The organism is Sphingobium sp. BS19, from assembly GCF_027925545.1.
GTDB lineage: Bacteria > Pseudomonadota > Alphaproteobacteria > Sphingomonadales > Sphingomonadaceae > Sphingobium.
The window spans coordinates 1-19,069 of sequence record NZ_BSEF01000014.1; the positions used below are offsets into that span (position 1 = coordinate 1).

General features: G+C 62.2%; 17 protein-coding genes. 4 read left to right on the forward strand and 13 right to left on the reverse strand.

Going from position 1 to position 19,069, the window contains the following annotated elements:
- Window positions 1-314: 314 nt before the first annotated feature.
- Window positions 315-449: a hypothetical protein gene (locus QMG56_RS16045; RefSeq protein ID WP_281823297.1), complete on the forward strand. Its 135-nt coding sequence runs from the start codon at window positions 315-317 to the stop codon at window positions 447-449.
- Window positions 450-452: 3 nt separating this feature from the next.
- On the opposite strand, the gene QMG56_RS16050 is transcribed toward QMG56_RS16045, so the two are convergent.
- From QMG56_RS16050 to QMG56_RS16060, 3 genes are all read right to left on the reverse strand, one after another.
- A complete protein-coding gene (locus tag QMG56_RS16050) occupies window positions 453-881 on the reverse strand; it encodes a TIGR01244 family sulfur transferase (RefSeq protein ID WP_281823419.1) in 429 nt (142 codons plus the stop codon).
- Between the two features lie 64 nt (window positions 882-945).
- Window positions 946-2,715: a DNA helicase RecQ gene (recQ, locus tag QMG56_RS16055; RefSeq protein WP_281823298.1), complete on the reverse strand. Its 1,770-nt coding sequence runs from the start codon at window positions 2,713-2,715 to the stop codon at window positions 946-948.
- Window positions 2,716-2,882: 167 nt separating this feature from the next.
- Window positions 2,883-4,709, reverse strand: coding sequence for an ABC transporter ATP-binding protein/permease (locus QMG56_RS16060; protein ID WP_281823299.1), 1,827 nt, complete (start codon window positions 4,707-4,709; stop codon window positions 2,883-2,885).
- 451 nt (window positions 4,710-5,160) lie between these two features.
- On the opposite strand from QMG56_RS16060, the gene QMG56_RS16065 reads away from it, so the two are divergent.
- Entirely contained in the window at window positions 5,161-6,876 is a 1,716-nt protein-coding gene (locus QMG56_RS16065) for a hypothetical protein (RefSeq protein WP_281823300.1), read from the forward strand.
- 12 nt (window positions 6,877-6,888) lie between these two features.
- On the opposite strand, the gene dapD is transcribed toward QMG56_RS16065, so the two are convergent.
- Window positions 6,889-7,728 carry a 2,3,4,5-tetrahydropyridine-2,6-dicarboxylate N-succinyltransferase gene (dapD, locus tag QMG56_RS16070; protein WP_281823301.1) on the reverse strand — a complete coding sequence of 280 codons (840 nt, stop codon included), beginning with the start codon at window positions 7,726-7,728 and terminating at the stop codon, window positions 6,889-6,891.
- A 1-nt stretch (window position 7,729) separates the two neighbouring features.
- Window positions 7,730-8,395: a pyrimidine 5'-nucleotidase gene (locus tag QMG56_RS16075; RefSeq protein WP_281823302.1), complete on the reverse strand. Its 666-nt coding sequence runs from the start codon at window positions 8,393-8,395 to the stop codon at window positions 7,730-7,732.
- Between the two features lie 104 nt (window positions 8,396-8,499).
- Here QMG56_RS16075 and QMG56_RS16080 point away from each other — a divergent pair, with 104 nt between their 5' ends.
- Window positions 8,500-10,803, forward strand: coding sequence for a S8 family serine peptidase (locus tag QMG56_RS16080; protein WP_281823303.1), 2,304 nt, complete (start codon window positions 8,500-8,502; stop codon window positions 10,801-10,803).
- On the opposite strand, the gene QMG56_RS16085 is transcribed toward QMG56_RS16080, so the two are convergent.
- The 8 genes from QMG56_RS16085 to QMG56_RS16120 all read right to left on the reverse strand — a co-directional run bounded on the left by QMG56_RS16085 (window position 10,800) and on the right by QMG56_RS16120 (window position 17,560).
- Entirely contained in the window at window positions 10,800-11,162 is a 363-nt protein-coding gene (locus tag QMG56_RS16085; RefSeq protein ID WP_281823304.1) for an iron-sulfur cluster assembly accessory protein, read from the reverse strand. The two genes, QMG56_RS16080 and QMG56_RS16085, sit on opposite strands and share 4 nt — an antisense overlap.
- 94 nt (window positions 11,163-11,256) lie before the next feature.
- Window positions 11,257-11,730, reverse strand: a complete 474-nt coding sequence (locus QMG56_RS16090) for an SUF system Fe-S cluster assembly protein (RefSeq protein ID WP_281823305.1) — start codon at window positions 11,728-11,730, stop codon at window positions 11,257-11,259.
- Complete coding sequence (locus tag QMG56_RS16095; RefSeq protein ID WP_375713712.1) at window positions 11,727-12,947, reverse strand: cysteine desulfurase; 1,221 nt, start codon at window positions 12,945-12,947, stop codon at window positions 11,727-11,729. Before QMG56_RS16095 ends, QMG56_RS16090 begins: the two co-directional genes overlap by 4 nt.
- Window positions 12,944-13,696, reverse strand: coding sequence for a SufD family Fe-S cluster assembly protein (locus tag QMG56_RS16100; protein ID WP_281823306.1), 753 nt, complete (start codon window positions 13,694-13,696; stop codon window positions 12,944-12,946). Before QMG56_RS16100 ends, QMG56_RS16095 begins: the two co-directional genes overlap by 4 nt.
- A 97-nt stretch (window positions 13,697-13,793) precedes the next feature.
- A complete protein-coding gene (gene sufC, locus QMG56_RS16105; RefSeq protein ID WP_281823307.1) occupies window positions 13,794-14,552 on the reverse strand; it encodes a Fe-S cluster assembly ATPase SufC in 759 nt (252 codons plus the stop codon).
- Window positions 14,553-14,697: 145 nt separating this feature from the next.
- Window positions 14,698-16,182, reverse strand: coding sequence for a Fe-S cluster assembly protein SufB (gene sufB, locus QMG56_RS16110; protein ID WP_281823308.1), 1,485 nt, complete (start codon window positions 16,180-16,182; stop codon window positions 14,698-14,700).
- Window positions 16,179-16,595: an SUF system Fe-S cluster assembly regulator gene (locus tag QMG56_RS16115; protein WP_230186538.1), complete on the reverse strand. Its 417-nt coding sequence runs from the start codon at window positions 16,593-16,595 to the stop codon at window positions 16,179-16,181. The genes sufB and QMG56_RS16115 overlap by 4 nt, the downstream gene beginning before the upstream one ends.
- A 74-nt stretch (window positions 16,596-16,669) precedes the next feature.
- Window positions 16,670-17,560, reverse strand: coding sequence for an AraC family transcriptional regulator (locus QMG56_RS16120; RefSeq protein WP_281823310.1), 891 nt, complete (start codon window positions 17,558-17,560; stop codon window positions 16,670-16,672).
- A gap of 471 nt (window positions 17,561-18,031) precedes the next feature.
- Here QMG56_RS16120 and QMG56_RS16125 point away from each other — a divergent pair, with 471 nt between their 5' ends.
- Window positions 18,032-19,066 carry a quinone-dependent dihydroorotate dehydrogenase gene (locus tag QMG56_RS16125; RefSeq protein WP_281823311.1) on the forward strand — a complete coding sequence of 345 codons (1,035 nt, stop codon included), beginning with the start codon at window positions 18,032-18,034 and terminating at the stop codon, window positions 19,064-19,066.
- The last annotated feature ends 3 nt before the right edge of the window (window positions 19,067-19,069 follow it).

Genomic DNA, 19,069 nt, shown 5'->3' on the forward strand with positions numbered 1-19,069 from the left:
GCTTTATAGACACTACCGTTACCAAGTCGTCGAGCACCGGGTGACCGAGGCAAGGACGCGCCGACCGTCAACTTTCTGCATGTGCACCGCACAAAGCGCTCCCGCGCGCCCGTTGGAGAAAATCCAACACAACCCCCCTTACACTACCGTCACCCCGGACTTGATCCGGGGTCCCGCTTCCCTTGAGGCGCGGACGAAGAAAGCAGGATTCCGGGTCAAGCCCGGGATGACGAAAGAGCGAATCGTCGGCACCTAAACCCAACCAGTGCCGATGCATATTGCCTGACCACGGCAATGTCCTCTACGCCTCGGAAATGGATGATCCCAATGATGCCGACCCAGCCACCCTGACACGCTGGGTGCGTGAACGCTTCGCGGTGCTGATGGGGGTCGTCGCCCTGTTCGCTTGGCTCGCCTTGCTGTGGTTCATGTTCGGCGACGTGCTGTAAGCGTTACCCGCCCCGCACAGCATCCATAATCTGCCGGATCGGCGACAGGTCATATCCCGCCGCCGCCGCTTGTCCCGCCAGCGCATCGGCGTCATCCCCCGCCCGCGCACGGGTCAGCGCCCACAGCAAAGTGCTGCGCGTACCGGATCGGCAGAAGGCCAGCACCTTGCCGTCCCCCGCCTGTTCCAGCGCCGCATCCATCCCGTCCAGTTGCCAAGGCGCAAAACCCGCGTGGGTCACCGGCACCGCAGCATAGCTCAGCCCCGCTGCCGTCGCCGCTGCTTCGATCTCTGCGCCGGTCGGCTGGCCGGGTTCCTCGCCTTCGGGGCGGTTGTTGACCACCATCGTCACGCCCAGCGCCTTCGCTTCGACTATGTCCGCCACGCTGATTTGCGGCGCGACATAGAGCGTTTCGGTGACCTGACGGAACATAAGCGGCGTGTCCTTCTGCAATGCTCCCCGCGCCATGCCCAATATGCCGCCCGCTTTCAAGGGATCAGCCGAAGCGGCGCAGCACCGTCAGGAACGCATCGCCATAGGCTTCCAGCTTGCGCGTCCCCAAGCCACTGACGGTGCCCAGCGCCGAAAGGCTGTCGGGCCGATACTGCGCCATTTCCCGCAGCGTCGAATCGTGGAAGATCACATAAGGCGGCACCCCCGCCTCCAGCGCCAGTTCACGGCGGCAGGCGCGCAGCGCATCGAACAGCGGATCGTCGCTGGGGTTCGCGGCGCTGCCATCGCGGGCATTGCGCCGCCGCGCACGCTTGGGCGGCAGCACCAGCGGCACAGCCTCCTCCCCCCGCAGGATAGGCCGCGCATTGGGGCCAAGCATCAGCCCGCCATGCTCGTTCGTCTCCAGCGCATCGCGGATCAGCAGCGCGCGGGACACCGGACGCAACAGCGCAACCTCATCCCCCGACACGATACCGGAAACGGAGAGCTTGTCATGCCCCCGCTGCCGCACCTTGTCATTCGCTGCGCCAGTCAGCACCGCTTCGATATGCTGCACGCCAAAGCTCTGCCCGGTGCGATAGACAGCGGACAGGAACTTGCGCGCCGTCTCGGTCGCGTCGATGCTGGCGGGCGGCGTGATGCAATTGTCGCAATTGCCGCAGGTCGCAGGCGGGTCTTCGCCAAAGTGCCGCAGCAGCACCGCCCGGCGGCATCCGCCCGTTTCGACCAAGGCGCCCAGCGCCGATATCCGCACCCGCTCGCCTTGCTGCCGCGCCGCTTCCACTTCCATCACCCGCTGTCGAGCGCGCGCAAAATCCTCCGCGCCCCAGAACAGATGCGCCTCCGCCGGCTCGCCATCGCGCCCAGCACGGCCCGATTCCTGATAATAGCCTTCAATCGATTTCGGCAGCCCCGCATGGGCCACAAAGCGCACGTCCGGCTTGTCGATCCCCATGCCGAACGCAACCGTCGCCACCATCACCATATCCTCGCTGGCGATGAAGGCGGCCTGATTGGCGCTGCGCACCTTGGGGTCCAGCCCGGCATGATAAGCGCGCACCTGCCGCCCGCCGACCGACAGGCTCGCCGCCATCTTCTCGGTCGCGGCGCGGGTCTGCGCATAGATAATCCCCGGCCCCGGCTGCACCGCCAGCAAGTCGGCGATCTGCTTACTCAGGCCATCGCGCGGATGCACGGCATAGCGGATATTGGGCCGGTCGAAGCCCGATATAATCATCCCCTCAGCCGGAATGCCCAACTGCTTGAGGATATCCGCCCGCGTATGCGCATCCGCCGTCGCCGTCAGCGCAAGCCGCGGGACATCGGGAAACTCGTCGAGCAAGGGCCGCAGCAGGCGATAGTCCGGGCGGAAATCATGCCCCCATTCAGACACGCAATGCGCTTCGTCGATGGCGAACAGCGCGATGTTGGCGGAGCGCAATAGCGACCGGAAGCCTTCGCCACTCGCCCGCTCCGGCGCGACATACAGCAGGTCGAGATCGCCACCGCGCAACCGGTCCTGCGTCTCCCGCCAGTCCGCATCGACGCTGGTCAGGCTGGCAGCACGGATGCCCACCGCCTGCGCCGCCCGCAACTGATCGTGCATCAGCGCGATCAGCGGCGAGACCACCACGCAGCATCCATCGAACGCGACGGCCGGAAGCTGATAGCAAAGCGACTTGCCTGCCCCGGTCGGCATGATCGCCAGTGTCCGCTGCCCCGCCATGACCCGCGCAACGACATCCGCCTGCACCCCGCGAAAAGCCGGAAAGCCGAAAATGTCGTGCAGAAGCTGGCGGGGATCGCGGGGCATTAGGACAGGATGACTTTACTGTGAGGCATTAACTTGCCGCCGTTCGTGTCGAGCGTAGTCGAGACACCTCGCGCACCGCGCGCCACCTGTCCCTCGACTGCGCTCGGGACGAACGGATCGGTTAGTGGTGCCGCTTTAGATAGGGCAGGACGTAGGCGCAACCGTGGTCAAGCCTCCACCACCTCACCCGTCTCGCGCTCCTGCGCCTGCCGCGCCCACATCGACGCATACAGATCGCCGGCCCGCAGCAATTGCGCATGTGTCCCGCGCTCCCGCACGCTCCCGGCATCCAGCACAATGATCTCGTCCGCCTCCACCACCGTCGACAGCCGATGCGCGACAATAATGGTAGTGCGCCGCCGCGAAATCTCGCCCAGCACGCCCTGAATCGCTTCCTCGGTCCGGCTGTCGAGTGCACTGGTCGCTTCGTCCAGCACCAGAATCGGCGGGTTCTTCACCAGCGTCCGGGCAATCGCCACGCGCTGCTTCTCGCCCCCCGACAGCTTGAGCCCTCGCTCACCGACCCGCGTGTCATATCCTTCCGGCAGCGACAGCACGAATTCATGGATCGACGCGCCCTTCGCCGCTGCCTCGATCTCCTCGCGGCTCGCCCCGGCACGTCCGTAGCCGATGTTATAGCCGACCGTGTCGTTGAACAGCACCATGTCCTGCGGCACGATACCGATGGCGGCGCGCAGGCTGTCCTGCTGCACCTTGGCGATATCCTGCCCGTCGATCAGGATGCGGCCCGACTGAATATCGTAGAAACGGAACAGCAACCGCGCGATGGTCGATTTGCCCGCGCCCGACGGCCCCACAATGGCCAGCGTCTTGCCCGCCGGGATCGTAAAGCTGATCCCGTGCAGGATTTCGCGTTCCTTGTCATAGCCGAACACCACATTATCGAACCGCACTTCACCTTGCGCCACATTCAGCGGCGGGGCGGTGGGCACGTCGACAATCTCCTGCGGCGTATCGACCAAGGCGAACATCGCTTCCATGTCGATCAGCCCCTGCCGGATCGTGCGATACACCATGCCCAGCAAATCGAGCGGCCGGAAAAGCTGCGTGAGCAGACCATTGACCAGCACCACGTCGCCCGTGCTGAACGTGCCCCGGCTCCAGCCCCACACGGTATAGCCCATCGCGCCTGCCATCATCAGATTGGTGATCAGCGACTGACCGATGTTGAGCCACGCCAGGCTGTTCTCCGACTTGACCGCCGCCGCCGCATAGAGCCGCATGGCACTGCCATAGCGATCCGCCTCGCGCCGCTCCGCCCCGAAATATTTGACCGTTTCGAAATTGAGCAGGCTGTCGACGGCATGGGCCACGGCGCCGGTATCCAGGTCCACCATGTCGCGCCGCAACTGATTGCGCCATTCGGTCACGGTCCGCGTGAACCAGATATAGAGGCCGACCATCGCCAACGTAGCGGCGACCATGCCAAAGCCGAACTTGATCTGAAAATAGATGCACACCGCCGCCAGCTCCAGCACCGTCGGCGCAATGTTGAACAGCAGGAAATACAGCATCGTGTCGATGCTCTTGGTCCCGCGCTCGACGATCTTGGTCACTGCGCCGGTCTTGCGATCCAGATGGAAGCGCAATGACAAGCGATGCAGATGCCCGAACACATGTTCGGCCAGCCGCCGGGTCGCTTCCTGCCCCACCCGTTCGAACACGACATTGCGGACATTGTCGAACACCACCGATACGAAGCGCGCAAACGCATAGGCACCGACCAGCGCAATGGCGAGGCCTGCTACCGGCTCCAGCCCCGGCGTCATCCGGTCGATAACGGCCTTGTACAGGAACGGCATCGCGAACGCGGTCGCCTTCGCCGCCACCACCAACAGCATCGCCAGCACCACCCGCACCCGCAGGGCGCGCGAATCCTTCGGCCACAGATAAATGAAGAACCGGCGGAGCGTCGTCCAGGCGGGAGGCGCGTCGGCGCGGGGCACCAATGTGGCTGCATAATCGGGAGGCATGGCGTCCCTGTAGGCGAGATCGGGCCTGAAACCAACTGCGCCGCATAGAAACCTGCGGTGCGGGGCTCATCCATAAAAACAGCCCGGATCGAACATGGGGAGGGTGGGGATCCTCCATATTCGATCCGGGCGGCAGGTGCGTCGCCACCGGTTTTCCTCGCGGTCCACCGCTAACGGCATGCATCAACGATGTCGGTTTGCCGAGCTTGCCGAGGTGTGGGGACACAGCAAGACGATCGAAGCCGCGCATCGCCGCTGTACGTTGAAACGTACAGCGCTGAACATGCAGACTTCGCTGTATCGCGCGCCCTTTGCTGAACAAGTCACATCAAATGATGTAACGGTAACATGTCCTGATCCGGATCAACCTCAATCTTCTGGAAACACATGGTAATGTGGTGCTATGACAAGGGCATTCAGCCGAAATCGAAATTACCATATTGGGAAGAGCGTGGCACAGGTCGACGAGCCAACCAACGCGGATGCTGCCATTACATCGAGTGACGTAGTATACCATGCCGAAGTCGAACGCATCTGTGCGAGCGCGGCATTTCAGCGTGCGCCGGTCATGCGCCGGCTTTTGCGCTTTCTGGTAGCGGAAACTTTCGCAGGACGCGGCGACAATCTCAAGGCCTATGGCGTAGCTGTCGATGGGCTGGGAAAGGACAGCGGTTTCGATCCGCAGTCGGACAGCTATCCTCGTGTCCAGGTAGGACGCCTGCGTCGCATGATCGCGGAATTTTATGAGCATGCTGGCGATGGCCCCGATGGGATCCGCGTCGCCATCCCCAATGGCAGTTACAAGGTACATTGGCTGATCGGCACGCTCACTTCTCCCTGCCCAGACACGATATCGCCGGAGCTGCCTTCTCCCGTCCCCATACCCCTGTATCGCAGGCCGGCCGTCGCTTTCGCCACGGCGGCAGTCGCCATCCTCTTGCTCGTGACCGCCTGGGCGATCGTCGACAGATCGAAAGGCACGCCAGGTCGTCCACCTGCCGTTGCCGTGCAAACTGCTTCGCTTGCCCCTTCGCCTGTAATGGATATCGCGCCTGTCGATGCGGTCGATGGCGCCGACCCACTCCTCGCGGAGCGTATCGATCGTGTGTTGGGCGATGCCCTGCATCGCTCCTGGTCGCTTTCGGTACGACCGCTTGCGACGCGCGGGAAAGGAAGCACTCGACCCGCGAGCGATTATCGGCTGACAGGAACGCTGGTCGGTGCAGAGCGGAAACTGCTGTATCTCACCTTGTCGAACAGCCGCGACGGGACGCAATTTTGGTCCCAGCGCTTGGAAATGGCCGATGTCGGGTCGTTGCGCGAAGCACTCAGCCCCACCATTGCAACGATCATGTCGCCATTCGGCGTCATCGGCGCGCGTGAGCGGAACATCCTTTCCGGGGACTTCTCACCCGGTTTTCCGTGCATGATGCGCTACACCGAATACTATACTGCCAATGCCGTGGAACTTCAGGCGCCGGTGCACCGGTGCCTGCAGGAGACATTGACGCGCGACCCTGGCTACAGCCCTGCCTTGTCCGCTGAAATCGTGATGCGCTTCAGGGATGCGACTCAGCAGCCGGAAAATAGCGAGACGATCCGGCGTGAGGCGTTGCCGCTGGCACGGCAGGCTATCGATGCCAACCCGCATTCCGCCGAGGCTGCTATGGCCATGGCCCTTGCGGCCTATGCCAACGGCATGTGCGAACTGGGCCGGGCAAATGCCCTCCGTGCACTGGAGCGCAACCCCTTCGACAGTCTTGCCTACGCCCAGACCGGGCTGTTCATGTATCAGTGCGGGGACAAGGATTATGAGGAGACGTTGAAGCGGGCATGGTTGCTCGACCCGTCCTTACCTGCGTTCATGGCCATGCCGATCCTGGTCAGCATGGGCAATCGAGGCGAAGGCGAAGCGGCGTTGCGCTTTGCGCTCGGCCTGCCGATGGGCCAGGAATATCGCAAGCCTGCCTATGATGTAACTCTGGCGGTCGCCTATGCCGCTGCAGGCGACCGCGCAATGGCACGAACGAAATGGCAGTCCGCAGCGCGCGCCGTTAACGCCGCCCCGGACGCCGCGCCCGAGGCGGTACTGCAAAAGATCGTACTCACGCCGCAACTGGCCGATCGGATGGTGCGGTATTTGCGCGACCGCGGCGTATTTGGCTGACGCGGACTGCGCTTAGTCGCGCAGCAGTTCGTTGATCGCCGTCTTCGACCGCGTCTGCGCGTCCACCCGCTTGACGATGACGCAGCAAGCCAGGTTCGGGCCGGGCGTCCCATCGGGCAGGGGATTGCCGGGCAGCGAACCGGGAACGACCACGGAATAAGGCGGTACTTCGCCGATGAACACTTCGCCTGTGCTGCGGTCCACGATCTTGGTCGTCTTGGTAATGAACACACCCATAGACAGCACCGATCCCTTGCCGATCCGCACGCCCTCAACCACTTCGGACCGCGCACCGATGAAGCAATCGTCCTCGATGATGACCGGATCGGCCTGCAACGGCTCCAGCACGCCGCCGATACCCACGCCGCCCGACAGATGCACGTTCTTGCCAATCTGCGCGCAGCTACCCACCGTTACCCAGGTGTCGACCATCGTTCCCTCGTCCACAAACGCGCCGATGTTGACGAAGCTGGGCATCAGCACGACATTCTTGGCTACATAGGCCCCCGCCCGAACGATTGATCCCGGCACGGCGCGGAAGCCCGCAGCGCGGAACCGCGCTTCGTCCCAGCCGTCGAACTTGCTCGGCACCTTGTCCCACCAGAAGCTGCCACCGGGACCGCCGGGGATCAGCGCGTTGTCGTTTAGCCGGAACGACAGCAGCACCGCTTTCTTCAGCCATTGATTGACCTGCCAGCCGCCCTCGACCGGCTCCGCCACCCGTGCTTCGCCTGCATCGACCATCCGCAGCGCGGTGGTGACAGCGTCGCGCACTTCGCCGGTGGTGGTCACACCGATGTCGGCGCGTGCCTCCCAGGCGGCATCAATCGTGGCAATCAGTGCGTCGTGCATGTCAGTCCCCATGGATATCCGCCAGAAACGGCGTCAGATGTTCGATTTCATAATCGATATGGTCGGCATGGGCATCGACATTGCCCGCTTCCGATCCGTTGTTCACCCACACCGTTGTCATCCCCAGCGCCTTGGCGGGGATCAGGTTGCGGGCCATATCCTCAAAGAAGATACTGCGTGTCGGGTTGATACCGTGGATGTCGCACAGCATGGCATAACCCGAAGGATCGGGCTTCGGCACATAGGCGCAGGCATGGATGTCGTGAATAAGTTCAAATGCGTCGCTCAGGCCCAGCTTCGCCAGCACCCGCGCCGCATAGGCCGCGTCGCCATTGGTGAAGATCAACCGCCGTCCGGGGAGCTTTGCGATATGGTCGATCAGATCATGATCCGCGACGATCCGGTCCAGCGATATGTCATGCACATAGTCCAGAAACTCACGCGGATCGGTATCATGGTCGCGCATCAACCCGGCCAGCGTGGTGCCGTGCGCCATGAAGTAGCCCTTCTGCACCCGCCGCGCCTCAACCGGGTCGCATCCCAGCAGCGTCTGGATAAACTCGCCCATCTTTATGTCGATCAGGCCGAACAGGTCCGCCTTCGCCGGATACAGCGTGTTGTCCAGATCGAAGATCCAGCTGTCGATATGAGCGAAGTCCGCGCGCATGGCGGCTGATTAGGCGGGCAAAGCAATCCGGGCAAGCCGCGTTTAAATTAATGTTCATCGCTTGCGGTGCAGAGTAAAGATCGAGGCAGCAGGGGAACATGGAAATGACATTACTGCGTCAGCGTGCCGCGCTCTTCGCGTTGCTCCTTGCCGGAAGCGCCCTTTCGGCCTGCGGAGGCGGCGGTGGCGGGGGCGGAGGGATTGCATCCACTCCTGCACCTCCAGCCACACCGACGCCGACACCTGCGCCGGCTCCAGCCCCTACGCCCACGCCCACGCCCACCAACTACGATACGACTGAATATCGCGGCTCGGATGGTCCGGCGCAGCATGGCGCGATAGTGGCGTACCAAGCAGGCGCCAGCGGCAAGGACGTGACCGTCGGCGTGATCGACAGCGGCATCGCCACCGCCAACGCTGAATTTTCCGGCCGGATCAGCCGCGCCTCGCGCGATTTTGCCGGCAATGGCTCCATTGAGGATACCGGCGGGCATGGCACAGCCGTCACCACCGTGCTGGCGGCGGCACGCAACAACAGCAAGACGCTGGGCATGGCATGGGACGCAACGATCCTTGCCTTGCGCACCGATACCCCCGGAAGCTGCGCGACCGAAAGCCCCAGCGACCCGAAAAGCGGATGTCAGCACAGCACCACCGCCATCACGCAAGCGCTCGATCATGCGCGCGTCAGCGGTGCGCGCGTGGTCAACATCTCGCTTGGCGGGGGCGCAGTGCCCTCCAACCTCGCCGCAGCGGTCGATCGCGCCACCGCCGCCGGGGTCATCATCGTCGTGGCATCGGGCAATGACGGCGTGGCCGCACCCGATTCCTTCGCAACCTCCATTGTCGATGCAGGAGGGGGACGCGGTCTCGTCATCATCGCCGGTTCGGTCGATGCGAGCGGCACGCACAGCAGCTTCTCGGACGGCGCCCTGGGCTATGAGCAATCGACACTGAACGCCTTGGGGGAGCGCGTACTGTCGCAGGACAATAAGGGTGTGCAGTATCTCTACACTGGGACGTCCTTTTCCGCGCCCCAGATTGCGGGCGCAGCGGCATTGCTGGCGCAGGCTTTCCCCAATCTTACGAGCCAGCAGATCGTCTCGCTCCTTCTCAGCAGCGCCAACGACGCAGGCGCTCCGGGCGCGGACGCGGTCTACGGACGCGGCGTGCTGAACATCGCGCGTGCCTTTGCGCCATCGGGATCGACCAACCTTGCGGGCAGCGCTCTTTCAGTTTCGCTCACCAGCAACGGCACATTGTCCCCCGCTATGGGTGACGCCACCGGCACGGGCACATCCCAGACGATAGCCCTCGACAGTCTGGGTCGCGCCTATAGTATCGACATCGCCCCGACCGTCGCCGCCGCAACGCCCAGCCTCAGCCTCGCCCCCGCGCTGCAAGGCCGCACCCGCAGCTTCGCCAGTTCCACCGGCCCGGTCAGCATCGCCTTGTCGATCGCACCTGGCCGGGATGGCGCCATCACCAGCCAGCGGCTCATGCTCTCGCAGCAGGACGCCGACCGCGCGCATGTGCTGTCCAGCGCGATCCTGACGCGCATCGGGCCGGACACGACGCTGGCGCTCGGCTTCGCACAAAGCGCCGCCAGCCTCACCGCACGGATGGGCGACATAGCGCAGCCGCCTTTCCTCATCGCCAACGGCGCGAACACCAGCACCGGCTTCGAGGGAGCGACCGGGACAAGCATGGCCCTGCAGCATCGCATCGGCGCACGCTTGACCCTGACCGCCTCCGCAGAAAACGGGCGCGTATGGCAGCAGTTCGACGATACGCTGGCTTTCGAGCGCCTGCGCAACGACCGTCAGCGTTATGCCAGTTTCAGCGTCGCCGCGACGCGCGACGCCGGCCCCGTGCAACTGTCCACTGGTTTCACCTACCTGCGCGAGAACGGCACCTTGCTGGGCGCGCGTTTTGCTCCCGTGATCGGCGCGCTGGCCGGACGCAGCCTGTTCCTGGATGCCTCGGCGCGCTTCGATGCTGGCGAAGGCTGGAATGTCGGTGCATCATACCGGCAAGGCTGGACCCAAGCCGGGTCGCAAGCTCACCTCACCACCAACGCCTGGGCGCTGGATGCCGAACGGCGCAGCCTGTTTCGTCGAGCCGATCGCTTCGCCCTGCGCCTTTCACAACCATTGCGCGTGGAAACGGGCGGCCTGAGGCTGTTGCTACCCACGGCTTATGACTATGCAACGCAGTCCGCGACGATGGGGCGTGTCGATCTCAATCTCGCACCGACGGGGCGGCAGATCGATCAGGAAATGGTCTATGCGCTACCGTTAGGTAGCGGCTGGCTGACATCGAACCTGTATCGCCGCCAGCAACGCGGCAACCTCGTCTGGTTCCCTGACGAGATCGGCGGCGCGATGCGGTTCAATATGGAATTTTAAATCGTAAAGCTCTCGCCGCAGCCGCAGCTTCCCTTGGCATTGGGGTTGGCGAACACGAACCCTGCCGTGAAATCGTCCTCGACCCAGTCCATCGTCGATCCGATCAGGTACAGCACCGACCCACCATCAATGTAGAAGGTGCCGCCCGGCGTTTCGATCTTCTCGTCGAACTTGGCTTCCTCGCTGACATAATCGACCGAGTAAGCCAGCCCCGAGCAACCGCGCCGCGGCGTCGACAGCTTCACACCAATGGTGCCTTCAGGTGCCTTGCCCATCAAATCGGCAATCCGCTTCTCTGCGCTTTGCGTCAGGATCACGGCAGCAGGGCGGACCCGTGTTTTGGTCTGAACGTCAGTCATCTGGTTTTCCTATTTATCCGTTCAACATGACCGCAACTAAGAGCCACGCAGACGGCAAATCCCAACTCGTTCAAAGTACCACTTTGAACGAAACCTATAGCATTCCCAGTTCGAGCTTGGCTTCGTCGCTCATCTTGCCCGGATCCCACGGCGGATCCCAAACCAGATTGACTTCGACATCGCCCACGCCGGGCACCGCGCCGACGCGCAGTTCGACTTCTGCGGGCATCGTTTCAGCGACCGGGCAATGTGGGGTCGTCAGTGTCATAGATACCACCGCATGACCATCGTCGGTCACTTCGACGCCGTAAATCAGGCCGAGATCGTAGATGTTCACTGGAATTTCGGGATCGAATATGTCCTTCAGCGCCTCGATGATCCCATCATAGAGGGAACTACCTGGCTCCCCGACGGCAGCCTCGGTCGGCTTGGCGTTCAGGAATCCGTCCAGATAATCGCGCGTGCGCTCCGGGCTCTCCCCCGGAGACTCGATATCCTCCACCCGCGCCTTGGGCGGTGCATCGACTGCCGAAACTTCCTCGATGGCTATTTTCGTTTCTTCGTTCATCCGAAGATTTTCCTCACTCGTTCGATCCCGCGCACCAGCGCCGCGACATCGCTTTCATCGTTGTAAATGCCAAAGCTGGCCCGCGCGGTCGCTTCGACGCCCAGATGACGCATCAGCGGTTGCGCGCAATGATGCCCGGCGCGGATCGCCACGCCTTCCTCGTCCAATATGGTGCCGACGTCGTGCGGATGCACCCCCTCGACTTCGAAACTGAGAATGCCTGCGCTGTTATCCGGCCCGAATACACGCACGGAATTCAACCCCTGCAACGCTTCCCGCGCCTGCGCGACTAACCCGCATTCATGCGCATGGATCACGTCCAGCCCGATGCCCTGTACATAATCGATGGCCGCCGCCAGCCCCACGACGCCCACAATATGCGGCGTCCCCGCTTCGAACCGGGTCGGTGCGGGCGCATAAGTGGTCTTTTCAAACGTCACCTTGTCGATCATCGACCCGCCCCCCTGCCACGGCGGCATCGCATCGAGAATATCCTGCCGCGCCCACAGCGCGCCGATCCCGGTGGGGCCATAAAGCTTGTGCGCGGACATGACGTAGAAATCGCAATCCAGCGCCTGCACATCGACCGCCAGTCGCGGCACAGCCTGACAGCCATCGAGCAAGATCTTCGCACCGACACTATGCGCAATGCCGGCGGCGCGACGCGCATCCAGCACCGATCCCAGCACGTTCGACACATGCGCCAGCGCCACCATCTTGTGCGCCGGCGTGATCATCGCCGCCATCGCGTCCAGATCAATCTGTCCGTCGGCGGTCAGCGGAACAACATCGATATGCGCGCCGACTTTCTCGGCAATCAACTGCCACGGCACGATATTGCTGTGATGTTCCAGCATCGACAGCAGAATGCGATCACCAGACTGAAGGCTCGCCCCGCCCCAGCTTTGCGCGACCAGATTGATCCCCTCGGTCGCGCCCCGCACGAACACGATCTCGCTGTCCGACGCCGCGCCAAGGAACGCCGCAACCTTCCGCCGCGCTGCTTCATAGGCCAGCGTCATATTGGCGGATCGCGCATAAACGCCGCGATGGACAGTGGCGTAATCCTCGCCATAGGCCCGCGCGATAGCATCGATCACAGCTTGCGGCTTCTGCGCAGTGGCAGCGGTATCGAGATAGTGCCAGTCGAGTACACCGGGGAAGTCGTGGCGATATCCTCCGTTCGTCCCGAGCGGGAGGGTTGTACCGATATTCACGACAACGCCTCCAGCTTCGCCAACGCCGCCGTTTCCAGCATCGCCCGCACATCCTCGTCCGCCACAGTGTCGAACACACCCGCAATGAACGACTGCAACAACAATGTCCGCGCCGTCACCGGGTCCATGCCGCGCGAAGCCATGTAAAACAACGCCGCCTTGTCCAGCTCGCCAACCGTCGCGCCATGCGCGCACTTCACGTCGTCAGCATAGATTTCCAGCTCCGGCTTGGCGTTCGCGGTCGCTGTCCGGTCGAGCAACATGGCCTTTACCGACTGCGCCGCGTCGGTCTTTTGCGCGCCGCGCGCCACCGCGATCTTGCCCAGATAGCTGCCTGTCGAATGCCCCGCCAGAATCGACCGGATCGTCTGCTGGCTGGTCGCATTCGGCAGAGCGTGGTTCAGCGTCGTGACGATCTCCAGCGTCTGATGCCCGCCACCGATGATCGCCCCGCCCAGCTCAAAATGCGCGCCTTCACCCAGCGTCACGTCCAGCGTCACGCGGCCCAGCGCACCACCGATGTTGAGCACATGGAAATGGCACGCCGCACCATCGGCAATGTCGATCACATAATCATGGATCGCCGTCGCGCCGTCGGCAGCATCCTGCACCAAATGCCGATGCGTCGTCTCACCCGCACCAACGGCGATATGCGTTGGCGCTGCAACCGGCCAAACGCTTTTGACCGCCTCCAAGTCACTATACCGCCACGCTTCGTCACGCCACGTAGGAAGGGCTAGCGCCGTCATCGAAGCAAACCCTTCTCCGCGTCTCCGCGTCTCCGCGCGATAATATTGTGTTCGCGCGGAGACGCGGAGACGCGGAGGAATAAGGTGCCTGCGGCGCTCATGCAGCCAACTCTGTGCCGACCACATCGGCATAGCCTTCGCGCTCCAGCTCCAGCGCCAGTTCCGGCCCGCCGGATTTCACGATGCGGCCACCGGCCAGCACATGTACGAAATCAGGCTCCACATAATCCAGCAAACGCTGATAATGGGTAATCAGCAGCACTGCCTTGTCCGGCTTGCGCATGATCGCATTGATCCCAGCACCTACGATCTTGAGCGCGTCGATATCGAGGCCGCTGTCTGTCTCATCGAGAATCGCGACTTTCGGATCGAGGATGCCCATCTGCACCATCTCGTTCCGCTTCTTCTCGCCACCCGAAAAGCCGACATTCACGGGCCGCTTGAGCATTTCCATGTCGAGGCCAAGCAGCGCCGCCTTTTCCTTGGCCAGCTTGATGAACTCACCACCGGTCAGGTCTTTCTCCCCGCGTGCGCGCCGCTGACTGTTCAGGCTCTCACGCAGGAATTGCAGGTTGGAAACGCCCGGAATTTCGACCGGATACTGGAAGCCGAGGAACAGCCCTGCAGCGGCCCGCTCATGGGGGTCCATCGCGAACAGATTCGCCCCGTCGAAGGTCGCGGAGCCGCCCGTAACCTCATAACCGGGGCGCCCGCCCAGCGTATAGGCCAAGGTAGACTTCCCCGCCCCGTTCGGCCCCATGATCGCATGGATCTCGCCCGCGTTGAGGGTGAGGGACAGGCCCTTGAGGATAGCCTTGCCGTCGATGGCGTTAGTTAAGTTGTTTATCTGGAGCATTGTCATTCCGTTATCTCGGCCAAGAAGGCCCATCTCTGTTCGTCGCCCCGGACTTGATCCGGGGTCCCGCTGCCTTCACGCACAAACGACGGAGAAGCGGGATGCCGGATCAAGTCCGGCATGACGGAGTAAAAGTGCGCCGCAATCACCCCACCGACCCCTCAAGGCTGATCCCCAGCAGCTTCTGCGCCTCGACCGCAAATTCCATCGGCAGTTGCTGCAGCACTTCCTTCGCAAAGCCATTCACGATCAGCGACACCGCGCTTTCCGCGTCCAGCCCGCGCTGCATCGCGTAAAACAACTGATCGTCCGAAATCTTGGACGTCGTCGCCTCATGCTCGATCTGCGCGCTCGGGTTCTTCACCTCGATGTACGGCACGGTATGCGCGCCGCACTGGTCGCCCAGCAGCAGGCTGTCGCACTGCGTGAAGTTGCGCACGCCCTCCGCAGTCGCCGCCACGCGCACCAACCCGCGATAGGTGTTGTTAGACCGCCCCGCGCTGATCCCTTTGGACACAATGGTCGATCGCGACCCTTTGCCCAGATGGATCATCTTGGTCCCGGTATCGGCCTGCTGCATATTATTGGTCAGTGCGACGGAATAGAATTCCCCAACGCTGTTCTCGCCCGCCAGCACGCAGCTTGGATATTTCCATGTGATCGCAGAGCCGGTTTCCACCTGCGTCCAGCTAATCTTGCTGTTCTTGCCTTGGCACAGCCCGCGCTTGGTCACGAAATTGTAGATACCGCCCTTGCCGTCCGCATCGCCCGGATACCAGTTCTGCACCGTCGAATATTTAATCTCCGCGTCGTCCATCGCGACCAGTTCGACCACAGCGGCGTGCAACTGGTTCTCGTCACGCATCGGCGCGGTGCAGCCTTCGAGGTAGGAGACATAGCTGCCCTTCTCCGCGACGATCAGCGTCCGCTCGAACTGGCCGGTATTCTCCGCGTTGATACGGAAATAGGTGGACAGCTCCATCGGGCAACGCACGCCCTCCGGAATGTAGACGAACGTACCGTCCGAAAAGACCGCGCAATTCAATGTCGCGAAGTAATTGTCATGCATCGGCACGATCTTGCCGAGCCACTTGCGCACCAGATCGGGATATTCCTTCACCGCTTCGCTGATCGAGCGAAAGATGACGCCTGCTTCCTCCAGCTCCTTGCGAAAGGTGGTGGCGACGCTCACGCTGTCGAACACAGCATCGACCGCGATCTTGCGACTGCCCTTCACCCCGGCGAGCATTTCCTGCTCAGCAATCGGAATACCCAGCTTTTCATAGGTGCGCAGGATTTCGGGATCGACCTGATCCAGCGAATCGATTTCCGCGCGCGGCTTCGGCGCGGCATAGTAATAGGCGTCCTGATAGTCGATCGGCGGCACATTCAGCTTCGCCCAATCCGGCGCTTCCATCTTCTGCCACATGGCGAAGGCTTTGAGCCGCCAGTCCAGCATCCACTGCGGCTCGCTCTTCTTCGCGCTGATGAACCGAACGGTGTCCTCGTTCAGCCCCTTGGGCGCGAAGTCCTGCTCGATGTCGCTCGCCCAGCCGAATTCATAGGTGGAGGCGCGATCGACGGCCTCCTGCGCTTCGGCATTACGAACAGTGGTTTCAGTGTCGGTCATACGGCTTCTCTCGAAAGGCTGGTCAGCGACACACCGGCAAGCGCACCGCGAATGGCACCGTTGACGGCACTCCAATGCGGACGGACGCGGCACGTGGTTTCCAGCGCGCAATCATGGCGATCCGCACCTTCCTCGACACAGGCGGTCATGGCGATCGGGCCTTCGACCGCTTCGACGATATCCGCTAGGCTGATGGTTTCGGCTGTGCGAGCCAATGCAAATCCCCCGCCCGTGCCGCGTGCGGATTCGAGCAGTCCCGCCGCGGCGAGCCGCCCCAGTAATTTCTGGGCCGTCGGCAACGGCACCCCGGTTTGCACCGCAATGTCGGTTGCCGACAGGCGCACGTCGCCATCCGCACGCGCGGCGGCGGACATTACGACAATGGCATAGTCGGCAAGGCTGGACAGTCGCATGGCGAATCCCAATCGGAGTAAATCGTTCCGATTGGCATGTGGTCCCAAAAGGGCGCGAAATCAACCCTTGCGGGTCAACTGATCCGATTGATCTCCGCCATGGCCATGCCCATGTCGCGCCGCTGCAGGGTCAGGCGCGCGACTTCGGTAGGGTCGGTCATCAGCTGATGCGGGGTCAGACCGACGAAATGTTTGATCTCGCGAATGAAATGCGACTGATCGTAGAATGTCGATGAATCGCACAGTTCCTGCCAAGGCGTATGATCGACCGCGATCCTCACGGCGCACCTTAACGCGCGATACTTACGGGCCAGCAGCTTTGGCGGACCGCCATATAGCCGGTTGGTGATTCGCGCGACCTGCCGATCGGAAAGCCCGGTCGCTGTGACCAGATCGGCGACGCGCGGCGAATGTTCGTCACTCAGCCACGCATCGACGCTTTCGATGACTCCCTGCCTGGTCGAAGAGACTGGCTGCAACCGCGATCCCAAAAAGGCCCAGATGCGGGCAGCACTTTCGACATTATCCGTTCTGATATCGCGCAACTGCTCGAGCAATGTCGCATAGTCGGGACCATGCTCCACCGTCATGTCGGCCAAACCATCCACCATGCGGCTAACATCGCCGCCATCCAGCGCGAACCACCCAAGAGGCAATAGCGAAACGCCCCATACATCCGAGGGGCTGTCCAGACAGAAACTCGTTGCCCCCATTGTAGGGCCCAGCAAGCACACCTCCGGCGTCGCCACATCGCGTCCGTCGTGAAAGGTGTAGTGGCCATCACCCGACATCATGAAGCGCAACTGCCCGGCATCCGCCCGCGTAACGTCGCGATAGGACGGCAAAGTTACGGTGAAACGGTACAAGGATCCGAAATAGCTGCGCAGCGCCACAGGAGGCGCAAAATAGTGAAGATCGACGGGCGCAAGGTCCGGGGCAGGTGCCGGGTTAGGATGCGTAGCCATGGGCTTCAAAGCCGAACAGGGGACCGGAGGAAAACGCAGGGCAGCAAAATTATCCCTTCACGGACTGCTGCAATTGCCATGCTCCCATCCATGCGCATCTCTACCCCCCCCATTTATGCAATACGCTCCGTTGCATCCTAAGCAATGTCTTTGTGATTGTCGGCAACATTCGAGCACCGATACTCGTTCCGCAAACCCCCCAGATGAATCCAGAAAACATACTAAAAAAGGCCCGGACGGTTTTCCGTCCGGGCCTAGGAAAAGGTCTCTTTGTCAATGACTAGAGTCCTTCGGGTCGCAGGAGCCCTGTAAGTTATTATTGCTGCAATTTTATTGTATGGATTCGACATTTGACGCATCTAAACATCACGGCCGTACAACTTTCCGTGTTCAGATGTTGCGCACTTGTCACAGGTAACACGGCCATAGTCGCGCTTTGACGCACAACCGGTCGGCTGGCATAGGGCAAGGATGATTTACCCCCTCCTTCGCCCATTTCTTTTTCGTATCGATTCAGAAACAGCGCATGGTCTGACGCTCAAGTTGTTGCATATGCTGCCCCTCGGGGCGCGCCAAAAGCCCGAACCGATGTTAATCAGCCAAGTCGCCGGCCTCACCTTTCCCGGCCCGGTGGGTCTGGCCGCTGGCTTCGACAAGGACGGCATGGTCGCGCACAAGATGCACGGGCTAGGCTTCGGCTTCGCGGAACTTGGGACGCTGACGCCTCTGCCCCAGGGTGGCAACCCTGCCCCGCGGCTTTTCCGACTGGTCGAGGATCGGGCAGTCATCAATCGCATGGGCTTCAACAATGGTGGGCAGGCCGCAGCGGCAGCGCGCATTTCCAGGCGCCCCAAGGGTTCGGGAATCGTCGGCATCAATATCGGCGCGAACAAGGACGCGACCGATCGCATCGCCGATTATGCGACGGGCGTGCGGGCAATGGCTCCGCTTGCCGATTATCTGACCGTCAACATATCCTCCCCCAATACACCGGGCCTGCGCGCCTTGCAGGATAAGGCTGCTCTGGACGCCTTGCTGGCTGCGGTCATGGATGCCCGTGGCGCCGACAGAACGCCGATCTTCCTGAAGGTCGCGCCAGATCTCGAACCTGCCGACATCGCCGATATAGCGGATGCATGTATCACCCACCGGATCGACGCGCTCATTATATCCAACACTACGATATCGCGCCCATCTTTAACCTCTGCGCATGCTGCCGAGAGCGGCGGCTTGTCAGGCGCGCCGCTTCACGACCTGTCGCTGCAACGGCTGCGCGATTTTCGCCAGGTCGTCGGCACGACCCTTCCGCTGATCGGGGTCGGTGGCATATCGACCGCCGAGCAAGCCTATGCGCGCATCCGGGCAGGCGCGTCGCTCGTCCAGATATACAGTGCGATGGTGTATGAAGGGCCAATGCTGGCGCGCAGCATCCATAAAGGTCTCAAAAGCCTGATGGCGCGCGATGGCTTCACCAACATCGCACAAGCGGTCGGGATCGACGCCTGATTG

What these genes read in the sequence shown, in the direction of transcription:
- QMG56_RS16045 (WP_281823297.1), top strand. Translation starts at nt 315, where the DNA reads ATGGATGATCCCAATGATGCCGACCCAGCCACCCTGACACGCTGGGTG.
- QMG56_RS16050 (WP_281823419.1), bottom strand. Translation starts at nt 881, where the DNA reads ATGTTCCGTCAGGTCACCGAAACGCTCTATGTCGCGCCGCAAATCAGC.
- recQ (WP_281823298.1), bottom strand. Translation starts at nt 2,715, where the DNA reads ATGCCCCGCGATCCCCGCCAGCTTCTGCACGACATTTTCGGCTTTCCG.
- QMG56_RS16060 (WP_281823299.1), bottom strand. Translation starts at nt 4,709, where the DNA reads ATGCCTCCCGATTATGCAGCCACATTGGTGCCCCGCGCCGACGCGCCT.
- dapD (WP_281823301.1), bottom strand. Translation starts at nt 7,728, where the DNA reads ATGCACGACGCACTGATTGCCACGATTGATGCCGCCTGGGAGGCACGC.
- QMG56_RS16075 (WP_281823302.1), bottom strand. Translation starts at nt 8,395, where the DNA reads ATGCGCGCGGACTTCGCTCATATCGACAGCTGGATCTTCGATCTGGAC.
- QMG56_RS16080 (WP_281823303.1), top strand. Translation starts at nt 8,500, where the DNA reads ATGACATTACTGCGTCAGCGTGCCGCGCTCTTCGCGTTGCTCCTTGCC.
- QMG56_RS16085 (WP_281823304.1), bottom strand. Translation starts at nt 11,162, where the DNA reads ATGACTGACGTTCAGACCAAAACACGGGTCCGCCCTGCTGCCGTGATC.
- QMG56_RS16090 (WP_281823305.1), bottom strand. Translation starts at nt 11,730, where the DNA reads ATGAACGAAGAAACGAAAATAGCCATCGAGGAAGTTTCGGCAGTCGAT.
- QMG56_RS16100 (WP_281823306.1), bottom strand. Translation starts at nt 13,696, where the DNA reads ATGACGGCGCTAGCCCTTCCTACGTGGCGTGACGAAGCGTGGCGGTAT.
- sufC (WP_281823307.1), bottom strand. Translation starts at nt 14,552, where the DNA reads ATGCTCCAGATAAACAACTTAACTAACGCCATCGACGGCAAGGCTATC.
- sufB (WP_281823308.1), bottom strand. Translation starts at nt 16,182, where the DNA reads ATGACCGACACTGAAACCACTGTTCGTAATGCCGAAGCGCAGGAGGCC.
- QMG56_RS16115 (WP_230186538.1), bottom strand. Translation starts at nt 16,595, where the DNA reads ATGCGACTGTCCAGCCTTGCCGACTATGCCATTGTCGTAATGTCCGCC.
- QMG56_RS16120 (WP_281823310.1), bottom strand. Translation starts at nt 17,560, where the DNA reads ATGGCTACGCATCCTAACCCGGCACCTGCCCCGGACCTTGCGCCCGTC.
- QMG56_RS16125 (WP_281823311.1), top strand. Translation starts at nt 18,032, where the DNA reads ATGATTTACCCCCTCCTTCGCCCATTTCTTTTTCGTATCGATTCAGAA.